This is a genomic window from Janthinobacterium sp. RA13 (genome assembly GCF_000745325.1).
GTDB lineage: Bacteria > Pseudomonadota > Gammaproteobacteria > Burkholderiales > Burkholderiaceae_D > Janthinobacterium > Janthinobacterium rivuli.
The window spans coordinates 4621698-4635083 of the sequence record NZ_JQNP01000001.1 but is presented as its reverse complement, the minus strand read 5'-3'; the positions used below and the strand labels follow the sequence as shown (position 1 = coordinate 4635083).

General features: G+C 65.4%; 14 protein-coding genes. All 14 read right to left on the bottom strand.

Annotation, left to right across the window (positions count from 1 at the left end; translation table 11 throughout):
* Positions 1-41 precede the first annotated feature (41 nt).
* On the bottom strand, positions 42-605 hold the full coding sequence (locus tag FG13_RS20490) for a type II secretion system protein N (RefSeq protein WP_081922659.1): 564 nt from the start codon (positions 603-605) through the stop codon (positions 42-44).
* Positions 606-621: 16 nt separating this feature from the next.
* Complete coding sequence (gene gspF, locus FG13_RS20485) at positions 622-1842, bottom strand: type II secretion system inner membrane protein GspF (RefSeq protein WP_035823860.1); 1221 nt, start codon at positions 1840-1842, stop codon at positions 622-624.
* 10 nt (positions 1843-1852) lie between these two features.
* Positions 1853-3274, bottom strand: coding sequence for a type II secretion system ATPase GspE (gene gspE / locus FG13_RS20480; RefSeq protein WP_035823857.1), 1422 nt, complete (start codon positions 3272-3274; stop codon positions 1853-1855).
* Between the two features lie 10 nt (positions 3275-3284).
* A complete protein-coding gene (gene gspD, locus FG13_RS20475; protein ID WP_035823854.1) occupies positions 3285-5528 on the bottom strand; it encodes a type II secretion system secretin GspD in 2244 nt (747 codons plus the stop codon).
* The gene (locus tag FG13_RS20470) at positions 5525-6301 is read right to left on the bottom strand and encodes a type II secretion system protein N (RefSeq protein WP_035823851.1); all 777 of its coding nucleotides are present in this window, start codon (positions 6299-6301) and stop codon (positions 5525-5527) included. Before FG13_RS20470 ends, gspD begins: the two co-directional genes overlap by 4 nt.
* Positions 6298-6831, bottom strand: a complete 534-nt coding sequence (gspM, locus tag FG13_RS20465) for a type II secretion system protein GspM (RefSeq protein ID WP_035823849.1) — start codon at positions 6829-6831, stop codon at positions 6298-6300. The genes FG13_RS20470 and gspM overlap by 4 nt, the downstream gene beginning before the upstream one ends.
* Complete coding sequence (gene gspL / locus FG13_RS20460) at positions 6828-8057, bottom strand: type II secretion system protein GspL (RefSeq protein ID WP_035823846.1); 1230 nt, start codon at positions 8055-8057, stop codon at positions 6828-6830. Before gspL ends, gspM begins: the two co-directional genes overlap by 4 nt.
* A gap of 19 nt (positions 8058-8076) precedes the next feature.
* The gene (gspK, locus tag FG13_RS20455) at positions 8077-9051 is read right to left on the bottom strand and encodes a type II secretion system minor pseudopilin GspK (protein WP_035823842.1); all 975 of its coding nucleotides are present in this window, start codon (positions 9049-9051) and stop codon (positions 8077-8079) included.
* Positions 9048-9671, bottom strand: coding sequence for a prepilin-type N-terminal cleavage/methylation domain-containing protein (locus FG13_RS20450; protein ID WP_035823839.1), 624 nt, complete (start codon positions 9669-9671; stop codon positions 9048-9050). The genes gspK and FG13_RS20450 overlap by 4 nt, the downstream gene beginning before the upstream one ends.
* Positions 9671-10054: a type II secretion system minor pseudopilin GspI gene (gspI, locus tag FG13_RS20445; protein ID WP_035823837.1), complete on the bottom strand. Its 384-nt coding sequence runs from the start codon at positions 10052-10054 to the stop codon at positions 9671-9673. The genes FG13_RS20450 and gspI overlap by 1 nt, the downstream gene beginning before the upstream one ends.
* Positions 10051-10545 (bottom strand): GspH/FimT family pseudopilin, encoded by a 495-nt coding sequence (locus FG13_RS20440; protein WP_051959291.1) that lies wholly within the window; start codon positions 10543-10545, stop codon positions 10051-10053. Before FG13_RS20440 ends, gspI begins: the two co-directional genes overlap by 4 nt.
* 12 nt (positions 10546-10557) lie before the next feature.
* A complete protein-coding gene (gspG, locus tag FG13_RS20435) occupies positions 10558-11010 on the bottom strand; it encodes a type II secretion system major pseudopilin GspG (protein WP_035823835.1) in 453 nt (150 codons plus the stop codon).
* 93 nt (positions 11011-11103) lie between these two features.
* A complete protein-coding gene (locus tag FG13_RS20430; protein WP_035823833.1) occupies positions 11104-11865 on the bottom strand; it encodes a HesA/MoeB/ThiF family protein in 762 nt (253 codons plus the stop codon).
* Between the two features lie 8 nt (positions 11866-11873).
* Positions 11874-13367: a S41 family peptidase gene (locus FG13_RS20425; RefSeq protein WP_035823830.1), complete on the bottom strand. Its 1494-nt coding sequence runs from the start codon at positions 13365-13367 to the stop codon at positions 11874-11876.
* Positions 13368-13386: the final 19 nt, after the last annotated feature.

The window sequence follows — 13386 nt, the reverse complement described above, 5'->3', positions numbered from 1 at the left end:
TGGCGGCATGGCGCCATCGGCAAAATACGATAAAAACAGCGTTAGTTTGACGGCGGCGGCACGCTGCCGCTCACTTGCGGCGCCGGCATCATGGTCGCCGGCCGCTGCTGCTCCATCGGCAGCGGCGGCGGCACCAGGTTCGATGCCGGCGCAGGGGCCGCGGCCGGCGTCGGGGTGGCGGACACCGGCCCCGGCAAGGCCAGCGCCTTGTCGTCGGCCACCAGGTCGATGCGCTTGCTCACGCCGCCATCGCGCAGCAGCACATGGCGCGCATGCACCTCCAGCACCGTCACGCCGGGCACCACCTCGGCGCCTTCCGGCAAGGCCACGGAAGGCTTGCCATCGGTAGCGATGATGGCCACGCTACCGCGGCCATTACCGGCGGCTACCACACCCTTGAGCTGGTAGTTGCTGGCCGTGGCCACGCTGACCTGGCCGCCGAACAGCGAGGCGCCCGCCTCCACGCTGGCATCCTGCACCACCGGATTGGGGGGCGGATTGATGGGGCGCTGCGGCGCCTTGAACAGCTGCATGGCCCAGTAGGCCAACGACACGGACAGCGCCACGACGGCGAGCAAACTTGTAACTTGAGGCAAACGCTTCATGGCTTCCTTGGGTTTCTTATCTGACGAGCTGATTGATTTCGATAATCGGCATCAGCACGGCCAGCACGATCAGCAGCACCACCACGCCCATCGCCAGGATCAGGGCCGGCTCCAGCAGGCCGGCAATCGTCAGCGTGCGGCGTTCCAGGTCTTGCTCCTGCGCGCTGGCGGCGCGTTCCAGCATGGCCGGCAACTCGCCCGTGATTTCGCCGGCGCGTATCATGTGAATCAGCATGGGTGGAAAGTGCTTTTGCGCCGACAGCGCGCGCGCCAGACTGACGCCCTCGCGCACGGCACCGCTGGCGTCAGCCACCAGTTCCTGCATCGCCACATTGGTCAAGGTGTCGCGGCTGGTATCGAGCGCGCGCAGGATCGGCACGCCGGACCCCGTGGTAATGGCCAGGGTGCTGGCGAAACGCGCCGTGTTCAGGCTGCGCTCGAACTTGCCGTACAAGGGCGCCGTCAGCAGCCAGGTATGCCAGCGCCGTTTCAGGGCCGGCTGCTGCAGCGCGCGGCGCCAGGCGAACCAGGCGCCGGCCAGGATCACGGCCACGATGAGGCCATAGTTGCGCACGAAGTCCGACAGCGCCAGCATGATCACCGTCAGCATGGGCAGCTTCTGCTTGGTATTGGCAAATACGGAAACGATCTGCGGCACCACGTAGGTGAGCAGGAAGATCACGATGGAAAACGCCACCACCGTGACGATGGCCGGATACGTAAACGCCAGCTTGACCTTCTGCACCAGCGCATTGCGCCGCTCGATGTAGTCGGCCAGGCGCGAGAGCACGCGCGACAGATGGCCGATCTGCTCGCCCGACGCCACCAGCGCCCGGTAAATTTCCGCGAAGTCGCGCGGATGGCGCGCCAGCACGTCGGAAAACGCGGCGCCGCCGATCACTTCCGAGCGGATCGAGGCGATCAGGTCGCGCAGATACGGCCGCTCGGCCTGTTCCAGCAAGGCGGAAAAGGCCTGCTCCAGCGGCAGGCCCGCTTCCAGCAAACTGGCCAGCTGGCGCGTAAACAGGGCCAGTTCGGTGCTGGAGAGGCGCTCGCCAAAGCCGCGCCGCTTGGTGACGCCGGCGGCATCGACCTGCGCGGCGATCGGCTCGACGGCCAGCGGTACCAGGCCTTGCACGCGCAGCTCGGCGCGCGCGGAACGGGGACTGTCGGCATTGAGCACGCCCTTGCGGGTGGCGCCTTGCGCGTCGACGGCTTCATAGCGGAATGCGGGCATGGTGGCGGGCCTAGTCTTTGGTCACGCGCAGCAATTCAGCCTGCGTGGTGGTGCCGTCGCGCAGCCAGCGTTCGCCGTCGTCGCGCATGCTCAGCATGCCGTCCTGCAGGGCCACCGTGCGCACTTCCGCCTCCGACGCGCGGTTGTGAATCTGCGCGCGGATCTGCTCCGTCGTGCGCAGCAATTCGTACACGCCGACACGCCCCTGGTAGCCCGTCTGGCCGCAATGTTCGCAGCCGACCGCCTGCCAGTACTCGCCATCGAAGGTTTTACACGAACCGCACAATTTGCGCACCAGGCGCTGCGCCAGCACGCCTAGCAGCGACGACGACAGCAGGAACGGCTCGATGCCCATGTCGAGCAGGCGCGTGACGGCCGCCGAAGCGTCATTCGTGTGCAGGGTCGCCAGCACCAGGTGGCCCGTCAAGGAGGCTTGCACGGCGATCTGCGCCGTTTCCAGGTCGCGGATCTCGCCGATCATGATCACGTCCGGATCCTGCCGCAAAATCGCCCGCAAGGCCTTGGCAAACGTCATGTCGATGCGCGGGTTGACCTGCGTCTGGCCGACGCCGGCCAGGTCGTACTCGATCGGGTCTTCCACCGTCAGGATGTTCGTGGTGGTGGCGTTCAGCATCGACAGCGCCGCGTACAAGGTCGTCGTCTTGCCCGAGCCGGTGGGGCCCGTGACGAGCACGATGCCATGCGGCTGCGTGATCAAGCCGTCGAACTGCCCCAGCATGGGGGCGCTCATGCCCAGGTGCTGCAAGTCGAGGCGGCCCGCTTCCTTGTCCAGCAAACGCAGCACGGCCCGTTCGCCATGTCCGGTGGGCAGGGTCGAGACGCGCACGTCAACGGGTTTGCCGCCCACGCGCAGGGTGATGCGGCCATCCTGCGGCAAGCGCTTTTCCGCGATGTCGAGCTGCGCCATGATCTTGATGCGCGAAATCAGCGAACCGTGAATGGCCTTGCGGGGGCGCACCACGTCGCGCAGGCTGCCGTCGATACGGAAGCGCACGACGGAGGTCTGCTCGAACGGCTCGATGTGGATATCGGACGCGCCTTCGCGCAGCGCCTGCGTCAGCAAGGCGTTGATCATGCGGATGACGGGCGCGTCGTCGGACGATTCGAGCAAATCCTCGATGGCCGGCACGTCCTGCAGCAGCTTGGTCAGATCGAGGTCGGCGTCGAATTCATCGGCCATCTGCGAGGCGTCGCCGCCGCCGCCCGCGTAGGCGCCGGCAATGGCCGCATCGAGTTCGCCGCGCGGCAGCACCGTCAGCTGGATCTGGCCGAAACGGCGCGACACTTCGGCGATCGCCGCCGGCGCCGTCGATGCGGCCACCAGCACCTCGACGGGGGCGCCGTCGACGGCGCCGGGCCGGGCCAGCAAGCCGAAATCGCGCGCGTAGGCGTAGGGAAGCAGATTACTCATGACTGCCCCATCACTTCTGTGGCTGTTGCTGCGGCTGCTGCTGGTATTGCTGCAGCAGCGACTGCGGCGGCGTGGCCGCGTTGGCCGGCGCGCCTGGCGGCGGCGTCGGTGCCGGCGGCACGGGACGCGTCACCATGTTGCCGCCCACCGGCTGGCCATCCTGCAGGGCCGGCAGCACGGGCGTGCCCAGGTCTTTCAGCATCAGGTTGCCCGTGGCCGGCACGGCGGCCGTCTCGGCCGAACGCATGTAGTCGTAGCGGTCGGCCGCCAGGCTGCCGCTCTGTTCCTTGTTGCGCACGATGACAGGGCGCAGGAAGATCATCAGATTGGTTTTCTTGCGCTCGCGCGTCTGGTACTTGAACAGGTTGCCGATCAGGGGAATGTCGCCCAGGCCGCGCACTTTTTCCGCGTTGTCGCCCGTGCTGTCCTCGATCAGGCCACCGAGCACGATGATCTGGCCGTCGTCGGCCAGCACATTGTTCTCGATCACGCGGTTGTTGATGGTGATGCCGCTGACGGCCGTCGACGTGGATTTGTCCACGCTCGACGTCTCATGATAGATGCCCAGCTTGATGGTGCCGCCTTCGGAAATCTGCGGACGCACCTTCAGGGTCAGGCCCACTTCCTTGCGGTCGATGGTCTGGAACGGATTCGTGTTGGTGCCGGCCGTGCTGGTGTACTGGCCCGTCAGGATAGGCACGTTCTGGCCCACCTTGATGGTGGCCAGCTCATTGTCCAGGGTGATCAGGTTCGGTGTCGACAGGATGTTCGCGTTGCCGTCCGATTCCAGCGCATGCGCCACGGCGCCCAGGCCCAGCGCGCCGTTGATCTGCTTGAAGATGCCCAGGGTCAGGCCGCCCGTTGGCAGCACCTTGCCGCCGCCCAGCGCCAGCTTGGCGATATTGTTGTCGGTGCCGCCGGCGAACGACTGCAGCGCGCCCACGCGGTAGCTGCTGCCGCTGTCGCCGGAAAGCCCCAGCCACTGCACGCCGAACTCGGACGCCTTGGCCGACGTCACTTCGACGATCAGCGCCTCGATGTAGACCTGGGCGCGGCGCACGTCGAGCTGGTCGATCACGGCGCGCAGGTTGCGGTAGACGGCTTCGTTGCAGGTCAGGATCAGGGTATTCGTCGATGCGTCGGCCTGGATGAAGCCGGCCGCGCCGCCCGACGACAGTTGCTGCGGCCCGTTGCTCAGCGAAGCGCCGCCCGTGGTGCCGCTTTGCGTATTGCCGCCCAGGCCAGTGTTCATGCCGCTGTTGTTCTGGCTGATCTGGTTGTTCGTGGCGAGGTTGCTGGTATTGCCCTGCTGCGCCGAGGCGGCCGTGCCGTCCGACGTCACCACCGAGCGCAGGGTCTGCGCCAGCTTGGTGGCGTCCGCGTTTTTCAGGTACACCACGTGCACATTGCCCAGCTGCGTGGTGGGCTGGTCCAGCTTCGAGATCAGCGACTTGGCCAGATTGGCGCGCGCCGCCGATGGCGCGCGCAGCACCAGCGAATTGGTGCGCGGGTCGGCCAGCACGGACACCTTGCCCGCGTCGGCCCCTGCGGCGCCGGCCGCATTGCCGCCTTCCATCAGTTTATTCACCATCGAGGCCAGGTCGGAGGCGATGGCATAGCGCACGGGAATCACGTCCAGGTCCGTCGACGCGGGCACGTCGAGCGCGGCGATGATCTTCGCCAGGCGCTTGAGGTTATCCGCGTAATCGGTGATCACCAGCGAGTTGTTGCCCGGGTTGGCGTTGATCGTGTTGTTCGGCGAGATCAAGGGGCGCAGCACGGCCAGCAGGTTGGCCGACGATTCGTAGTTCAGGTAAAACACCTGCGTGGCGATCTGGTCGCCCTTCACCTGGCTGGCGCCGTTGCCCACCTGGGTTGGCACGGATTGCAGCTTGGCGTCCGCTTCCGGCACCACTTTCGCATAGCCGTCGCCGGAGACCACCGCATAGCCCTGCAGGCGCAAGGCCGAGGCCAGCAGCGCGAAGGCCTGCGTCTTGCTGATCGATTTTTCCGACACCAGCGTGATCGTGCCCTTGACGCGCGGGTCGATGACGAAATTGATGTTGGTGTAATGGCCCACCGCCTTGATCACCGATTCGATGTCGGCGCCGACGAAATTGAGCGCCGCTTCATCGCCGGGCGCGGCCCAGACGGGTGCCGGCATGCCGGCCACGGAACAGCACAGCAAGGCGGCGGCCGACAGGCGGCGCAGCGAGAAGGAGGAGGTAATGGGGCTCACGGATGGTTTTTTCATTGTCTGAACTCTAAGGCGATGATGTTTTTTTCGCTATTGCTACGGCGCTGTCCCAGCAAATTCAACAAACTCGCCAAGGTCTCTTCATATCCTGCTGCGGCCTGGGCCTGGCCGGAAAACTGCATGCGCCCCTGATTCAGGCTGCCGCTGCCGTCAAGCAGCAGCGGTCCCTTGATGGAGCGCAGTGCCAACGTCGCCTGCTGCCCCTGCCAATCGAAATCGAGCTCGTAACTGCCCAGCGGACGCAAGGACGACAGGCGCGAGGCCATGTCCGTCATCTGCAAGGTCGTGCGCCCGACGGCGGAAAACTGCTGTTGTTCCAGTGCCAGCTGCAAGGTGCTCCACGACAGGCGCATGCTGCCCGTCGGCGCCACGGTATTTAACGGTGCACCGAGGCCGCCCAGGCCATCGGCCGGCAGCAGCAGGGCCGCCGGGCTGACTTGCCAGTGCGACCACGAGCCGCGCAAATTGACGGCCTGCGACAGCGCCTGCGCATTCTGCAATTCCACATCGACCGATCCCCACAGCACCGACGGCGAAATGCGCCAGCTGAAGCGCCCCGGCAGCAGCGGCGTCACGGCGCCATTCGCGCTGGCCGCCCCGCCGACAAAGGCCGAGCCGCGCCACAGGGTACCTTGCGCGTCGCCCAAGGTCAAACGTCCGCCCGTCTGCTTTTCCACGAGACTGGCCACCCAGCCGGCCGGGAAAAACACCAGCAGGGTGACGCAGACGCTGACGATGATGGCCAGCAGCCAGCCAAGCAGGCGCATCATCGCGCCGCGCCCGGGCTCTGGTGCAGGCTCAAACTGGCGTCGACCAAGCCCGCCTTGCCCTGCGCCGTGATCTTCGCTTCCTGCACCGCCACGCGGCCTTCGCGGCGCAAGCCGTCGAGCCACAGCATGACGCTGGCGAACGGCACACCGTTCAGCTGCACGCGCGCGTATTCTCCCGTCAGCGACAGCGATTGCGGCGCCAGGCCGCGCGCTTTCAGCGACGCATCGAGGCTGTCACGGCTCATCGGCGCCACCTGCACCGGTGCCTGGCGCGCCAGGTCGCCCGCTTCACGCGCCAGGGCCTGCAGCTGGGCCGCGTTCTGGCGCAGCTCGGGCAAGCTCTTTTGCAAGGCGATGCGGCCCGTCCAGGCCGGCTCGAAAAACACGGCGTAAACGAGGGCCAGCCCCGCCACCACGCCGCCCATGGTCAGGAGCTTGCGCTCCTGCTGCGTGCGTTCGGCCCAGAAGGCCTGCACATTTTGCTGTTGTCCCGCCAGCGCGGCGCGCGCCTTGTTGACTGCTGCACTCATGCTTTTGCTCCCGTGGCCGGCGTGATCTTCCACACGCCCGGCGCCGTTTCATTCAAGGCCAGCTTGCGCGCAGCCAGACCATCGCGCACCTGCGCCTGGGCGCTGGCGTCGACCATGTCCGGCTTCAGTCTGACGATCAGGCTGCGCTCGCGGTATTCCAGCGAGGCCACCACGCCGCGCCCGGCCAGGCCGCCCAGCGCCTCGCCCAGGGCCGCGCTCATGCTCGTAAAATCATCCATGCTGGCCTGGCCGCCCTGCAGGCGGGCAGCGGCGATATTGCGCCGCATCTGCTCCGCTTCCAGGCCATACACGGGCGCTTCGTTCGGATACGCGGCCTTGAAGGTTTGCTGCATCGAGGTGCGCACGGTGGCGGCCTCGCGCTTCAGGCGCATCCATTCGATATTCATGCCGGCCAGGTTGACGACCACGGCCAGCAACGCCAGGCGCAGCGGCCAGCGCCAGCGGCGCCATTCGGTGGCCGATCCCGTCGCCGTGCCGAGGGCGGCGGCCAGATCCAGCCCAGCGCCCTTGGCGCCGGCGATCCAGTGCGCCCAGTGGTCCGGTTCCACCGTCACGCCAGCCATGCCGGCGGCCAGCTGTTGATAGTGCGCCAGCTCGGCCTGTGCCACATACACCGTCAGCGGCACGTCGCCGGCAAACGCGCGCGTCGTCAGCAGCGCCTGCTGCGGCTGGGGCGGCAAGACCAGGCCCAGGCCCTCTTGCGGCGCCTGGCGCAAGGCCAGTTCCAGACCGTCGCCGCTTGCCTGCAAGGATGCCGTCACGCTGCCCGGCTGCAAGGGCAGGCACAGCTGCGACGGTAGCAGCGCCACCTTGCGCGCGCCCTGCGCCAGCAAAGCTTTCACCAGCACCTCGGCCCAGGCGCGCTGCGCCACGGCCACCGTGCGCATGCCGGCAGCGTCGGGCGCGCCGGCGGCCAGCAGGCAATCCTGCGCGTCGCCGAGGATGTGTTCTTCCACCAGGCCCGGCAAGGCCGCGCGCAAACGGGCGCCGGCCAGCGGCGGCATTTTCAGGCGCAGCAGGGTCACGTCAGCCGCGGCCAGCAGCAGCACCACCTGCTTCGCGCCAGCGATCAGCTGGCCCAGGCTGCCCAGCGGCGCGCTGCCCTGTTGCAACAGGGCGCCGCCGTCGCCGGCCAGCACGAAGGAGCAGGCAGGCACGCTGTCGGTAGACGCCTTGGCCGGGTGACGGATATACAATATTGTCAAAGTGACTCGCTTTCAGCTGTTAATTTTCCCGCAGCCAGACCAGGCTGGTGGTGCGTTGCGGATCCGTTTTTCGATTGACAAGCGCCACGGCATCCAGGGCGGCACGGTCCAGCCGCACGCGGATGACGGTAAGGAAGTAGCGGCTCTTCACATCGAGTTCCACGCCTTCAATCAATGCAGCATTAATATTATTCTGGAAATTTAACTTATCGACAAACTTTTTGCGCGGATTGCTCAAAGTCAGGGCGCTGGCCTCGGACAGCGACATCATCGTCACGGCCGCCAGCACCTCGGCCGGGGCAGTGTTCACGTTCACGGGCGTTATTTCCGGCAATACGATGATGAAATCGCGCAGTTTTTCAATGATTTGCGGCGTGTAGCCGGGCACGGCCAGCAAATCCTCGATCTGCGTGAACGCCACCGGCTCGCTGCCGCCGCCCGATGGGGGCGTGGCGGCGGGCGTCTTGCCGTCGGTGCCGCTGTCCACAGTGCGCGGTTTCGGCTTCGCGCGCAGCACGGCATCGGCCGTCGCTTGCGCCAGGGAACTATCGAGCTGCAAGTTGGACAGCAAACGCTGGTAGGCCAGCACCTGTTTCGCATTGATGCCGCCCGTGGCTTCAAGCAGGTTCGTAATATTGAAGCGCGCCTGCGCATCGAGCGCGCGGCCCGAGACGGTGGCGTCGAATTTTTCCGTGTCGACCTTTTCACGGTCCACATAATCGTCGAGCCGCGCTTCCTCGATGGGCGTGGCCCAGACGCCATCGGCGGCCGTCAGCATGGGATTGTCCTGGCGCAACCAGAAACGGGCGAAGTCGACCATGCCGCGCATGGCCCACTGCGTCTGCAGGCGCAGGCGCTGGTTTTCCATCGAACGCACTTGCACCTGCTGCTGCCAGAACAGGCTGGCGACGACGGTAATCGCCAGCGCCGTCAGCAGCAGGGCCGTGATGACGGCCACGCCGCGCTGGCGCGAGGGAAACTTGAAGCGCGTCATCCCGGCCCCAATAAAAAGACTTTCGACAGGCCCGCGTCCTGGCCCGGCATCTGCAGGGTCACTTCCAGGCCCGGCACTTGCGTGGAAATGGCGGCGCCCGCCGTCAGCACGTTCCAGGCGCCATTGTTCCAGCCGCGCATGACCATGCTGTCGACGCCATTCATCAAGGCGACGTCGGCGCCGGAGGTATCCGTATCGTCGCGCGCCGCCTGCCACAGGGTGTCGAGCACGGCCAGGTCGCGCGTGCCGTTCGACTCGCGCCGCGTCAGCACGCCGCCGCGCAGGCGGTAAGTGACCACTTGCAACTGCTGTGGCTCCTGTTCCGAGGCGGCCAGGCGCACCAGGGTCAGGCGGTCAGTCTCCGCCGACAGGTTGATGCGGCCATTCAGCAGGGTATTGTTCTGGCCGGCGCCGGCCAGATGGTCGCAATCGCTTTGCATCTGGGCAAACGCCAGCTGCATGCCGCGCGCCTGTTCCAGCTGGCTGGTCAGCACTTCGCGCGAGCGCATGATGCTGTCCAGGCCGCGCCAGCCCAACACGGCGACCATGGCCAGGATGCCGATCGCCACGAGCAGCTCGATCAGGGTGAAACCGCCGGCAGGAACAGTGCGGCGCGCCATCAGTCGTTAAAGGAAAGTAATACCAGGCGCACGATGCGCCGGGCCGGGTATTGCGCGTCATACACGTTGACGCGCACTTGCCGGATGCGGGGATTCGGCGTGGCCACCACTTCCTCTTCACAGATCAGTTTCAAGTCGCCCTGCGGACAGTCGACCGTGCGCTTGCCCGTCTGCGGGAACGTTTTCGCCAGGCGCAAGCGCACCAGATGGTTTTCCGCCGACCAGGTGGCCATCATGGCGCTGCGCAAGCCGTCGCTGTTTTGCGTCAGGCTGCCGACGGCGCGCAAGGAGGCGCCCAGGGCCGTGCCGACGATGACGAGGGCGACCAGCACTTCCAGCAAAGTGAAGCCGCGCTGGCGGCGGTGACGTGAAAGCGGCATCATTGTTCGACCGTGAAGTGGCCGATGCCGTCGGCGCGGATGGCCACGCTGCGCTCGCCGCTGGCCAGGGTCAGGACAAAAGGCTTGTCGACCGGTTCGCGGCCGAAGATGATGCGCAGCGGCTGGGCCACGCTGTTCGAAGGCTGCACGCTGAGCAGCATGGGCGTGTTGGCAAACGCGCGCTCGCGCAGCAAATCGTCCTGCGTCACAGGTTGCCACAGCTTTTCATTGAGGACCAGGAAACGGTATTGATTTTCGTCAGCCTCAAACGCCACTTGCCGGCTGCGCACGATGGCTTCATCGCGCGCCAGTTGCAGCAGCAGCGCGATGCGCTCGGCTTCCTTTTGCAAGGCTTGCTGGCCATTCGGCATCGCATTCAGCGACACCAGGCCCAGGGTCACGCCGATGATGACCATCACCACCAGCAATTCGATCAGCGTGAAGCCGCTGGCGCGTGGCCGGGGCGGTGCGCGACCGGTGGTCATGGCAGGCATGCAATGGAAAACTTACAGTTCCCAGGAACCGATATCGGCGTCGTCGCCGCTACCGCCAGGCTGGCCGTCGGCGCCCAGCGAAATGATGTCGACTTCGCCTTTCACGCCCGGCGACAGGAACTGGTAGGGGTTGCCCCATGGATCCTTCGGCATTTTTTCCAGGTAGCCGCCCGCTTTCCAGCCATTCGCGGCCGGACCCGTGGTCGGTTTTTCGATCAGCGCCTGCAAGCCCTGCTCGGTGGTCGGGTAGCGCTGGTTATCCAGGCGATACAGTTTCAAGGCTTGCATCACGGTAGCGATGTCGACTTTCGCCGCCGCCACTTTCGACTCGCCCGTGCGGGCGATCAGCTTGGGCACCACCAGCGACGCGAGGATACCCATGATCACCACCACGACCATGATTTCGATCAAAGTGAAGCCGCGCGCGCGGCGCTGGCGTATCGGATGGTTTGCTGCGTTTTGCATAAGAAAGAGAGAAGAAGGTGAGTAATGAGTGCAGAGTATAAAGCGGAAATATGACAAAGCCTGTCATATAGGGAAAAATTTCTGCGAGGCCTGTCAGGCCGGCAAGACCACTTCGCCGCAAACGGCGCAGCCGGGGTCGCGCGCGACGCGCATGCTGCTCCATTCCATGTGCAAACCGTCAAGCAGCAGCAGCCGTCCGGCCAAGGACTCTCCCACGCCCATGATGAGTTTCAGCGCCTCGGCCGCCTGCATGGCGCCCACCACGCCGACCAGCGGCGCGAACACGCCCATGGTCGAGCACGCTTCGTCCGTGAACTGCTGCTCCTGCGGAAACAGGCAGGAATAACATGGCTGGGTGCCCGTGCGCGGGTCGAACACGCTCACTTGCCCGTCGAAACGGATCACGGCGCCCGACACCAGCGGCACCCTGGCCGCCACGCAGGCGCGGTTGACGGCATGGCGCGTGGCGAAGTTGTCGGTGCAGTCGAGCACCACCGTGCTGGATAAGACCAGTTCGGCCAGGCGCGCGCCGTCGAGGCGCTCCTGCAAGGCGATGATGTCGATCTCGGGATTGATGCCTGTCAAGGTCTCGCGCGCCGACAGCACTTTCGGCTGGCCCACGCGCTGTGTGGTGTGGGCGATCTGGCGCTGCAGGTTGGTCAGGTCGACCGTATCGTCATCGACCAGGGTCAGCTTGCCGACGCCGCTGGCGGCCAGATACATGGCGGCCGGCGAGCCCAGCCCGCCCGCGCCAATCACCAGCACATGCGCATCGAGCAAGGCTTGCTGGCCTTCGATGCCGATCTGATCAAGCAGGATATGGCGCGAATAGCGCAGCAGTTGGGCGTCGTTCATGGCGGCGACTACGGTTTTTGTACAGGAATCTTTTTGTCATCGGCCTTGATGTCGGAAGCAATTTCCGGCTTGGTGCCGATCTTCTCCGCCTTCGGGTCCACCTTGGCCAGCTGCACCGGCAAGCCCTGGAAGTGGTTCAAGGCTTGTTGCAGCTGGAAATCATCCTTGGCGCCGTATTCGAGCGGCTTGCGCTTTTTCGCCGTGGCGATCAGGCGCTGCTCTTCTTCCAGCTGATCCTGCATGCCTTCCATGGTCGGCCTGGCCGCTTCCGGCTTGCCATCGTTGCTGCTCAGGTGTTTCTCCAGGTCCGCCTCGCGGATGCGCAGGCTGTTCCAACCATCGCCCTCGGCCGTTTCATCGACCAGCAAGTCGGGCACGATGCCGCGCGCCTGGATGGCCCGGCCTTTCGGCGTGTAGTAGCGGGCCGTCGTCAGCTTGACGGCCGTATCGGCCGTGATCTGGCGCAAGGTTTGCACGGAGCCCTTGCCGAACGTTTGCGTGCCGATGACGGTGGCGCGCTGGTAATCCTGCAAGGCGCCGGCGACGATTTCCGAGGCGGACGCGGAACCGGCATTGACCAGCACCACCAGCGGCACGGTTTTCAGCGCGGCCGGCAGCTTGGCCAGCGGGTCGGCCTTGGCGCCCGGCGGCGCATAGAATTCGCGGCGGCCATAAAACACCTGTTTCGACTCGGGCAACTGGCCCTTGGTCGAAACGATCACGGAATTACCCGGAAGGAATGCTGTTGCCACGCCGATGGCGCCCGGCACGACGCCGCCGGGATCGTTGCGCAAGTCCAGCACCAGGCCCTTGAGCTTGGGGTCTTGCGCATACAGCGCGTTGATTTTTTTGACCATGTCATCGACGGTCGGTTCCTGGAACTGGGCGATGCGCAGCCAGGCATAGCCAGGCGCGACCATCTTGGCCTTGACGCTTTGCACGCGGATTTCCTCGCGCACGATGGGAAACACCAGCGGCTTGCTTTCGCCCTTGCGCGACATCGTCAGCACCAGCTTGGTGCCAGGCTGGCCGCGCATCTTCTTGATGACTTCTTCCAGCTGCAAGCCTTTCAGCGGGATGTTATCGAGGCGGGTGATCAGGTCGCCCGCCTGGATGCCGGCCTTGGCGGCGGGGCTGTCCTCGATGGGCGAGACGACTTTCACGTAGCCGTCTTCCATGCTCACTTCGATGCCGATGCCGACAAACTTGCCCTGCACGCTTTCGCGCATTTCCTTGAAGGCATTCTTATCCAGATACACGGAGTGCGGATCGAGCGACGCGACCATGCCGGAAATGGCTTCCGTTAAAAGTTTCTTGTCTTCCACCTTCTCGACATAATCGGACTTGATCAGGCCGAAGACGTCGGACAACTGGCGCAGTTCGTCGAGCGGCAGCGGGGCATTCGTGATTTTTTGCGCCACGGCCGGGAACTGCAGCGACATGCCGATACCGGCCAGGACGCCCAGACCGATCAGGCCGATACTTTTGACTTTGATACCCATGTATTCTTCGCAATCTACA

Excerpts from the sequence above, each read along its gene's own strand:
- FG13_RS20490 (WP_081922659.1), bottom strand. The coding sequence starts at position 605 with ATGAAGCGTTTGCCTCAAGTTACAAGTTTGCTCGCCGTCGTGGCGCTG.
- gspF (WP_035823860.1), bottom strand. The coding sequence starts at position 1,842 with ATGCCCGCATTCCGCTATGAAGCCGTCGACGCGCAAGGCGCCACCCGC.
- gspE (WP_035823857.1), bottom strand. The coding sequence starts at position 3,274 with ATGAGTAATCTGCTTCCCTACGCCTACGCGCGCGATTTCGGCTTGCTG.
- gspD (WP_035823854.1), bottom strand. The coding sequence starts at position 5,528 with ATGAAAAAACCATCCGTGAGCCCCATTACCTCCTCCTTCTCGCTGCGC.
- FG13_RS20470 (WP_035823851.1), bottom strand. The coding sequence starts at position 6,301 with ATGATGCGCCTGCTTGGCTGGCTGCTGGCCATCATCGTCAGCGTCTGC.
- gspM (WP_035823849.1), bottom strand. The coding sequence starts at position 6,831 with ATGAGTGCAGCAGTCAACAAGGCGCGCGCCGCGCTGGCGGGACAACAG.
- gspK (WP_035823842.1), bottom strand. The coding sequence starts at position 9,051 with ATGACGCGCTTCAAGTTTCCCTCGCGCCAGCGCGGCGTGGCCGTCATC.
- FG13_RS20450 (WP_035823839.1), bottom strand. The coding sequence starts at position 9,671 with ATGGCGCGCCGCACTGTTCCTGCCGGCGGTTTCACCCTGATCGAGCTG.
- gspI (WP_035823837.1), bottom strand. The coding sequence starts at position 10,054 with ATGATGCCGCTTTCACGTCACCGCCGCCAGCGCGGCTTCACTTTGCTG.
- FG13_RS20440 (WP_051959291.1), bottom strand. The coding sequence starts at position 10,545 with ATGCCTGCCATGACCACCGGTCGCGCACCGCCCCGGCCACGCGCCAGC.
- gspG (WP_035823835.1), bottom strand. The coding sequence starts at position 11,010 with ATGCAAAACGCAGCAAACCATCCGATACGCCAGCGCCGCGCGCGCGGC.
- FG13_RS20430 (WP_035823833.1), bottom strand. The coding sequence starts at position 11,865 with ATGAACGACGCCCAACTGCTGCGCTATTCGCGCCATATCCTGCTTGAT.
- FG13_RS20425 (WP_035823830.1), bottom strand. The coding sequence starts at position 13,367 with ATGGGTATCAAAGTCAAAAGTATCGGCCTGATCGGTCTGGGCGTCCTG.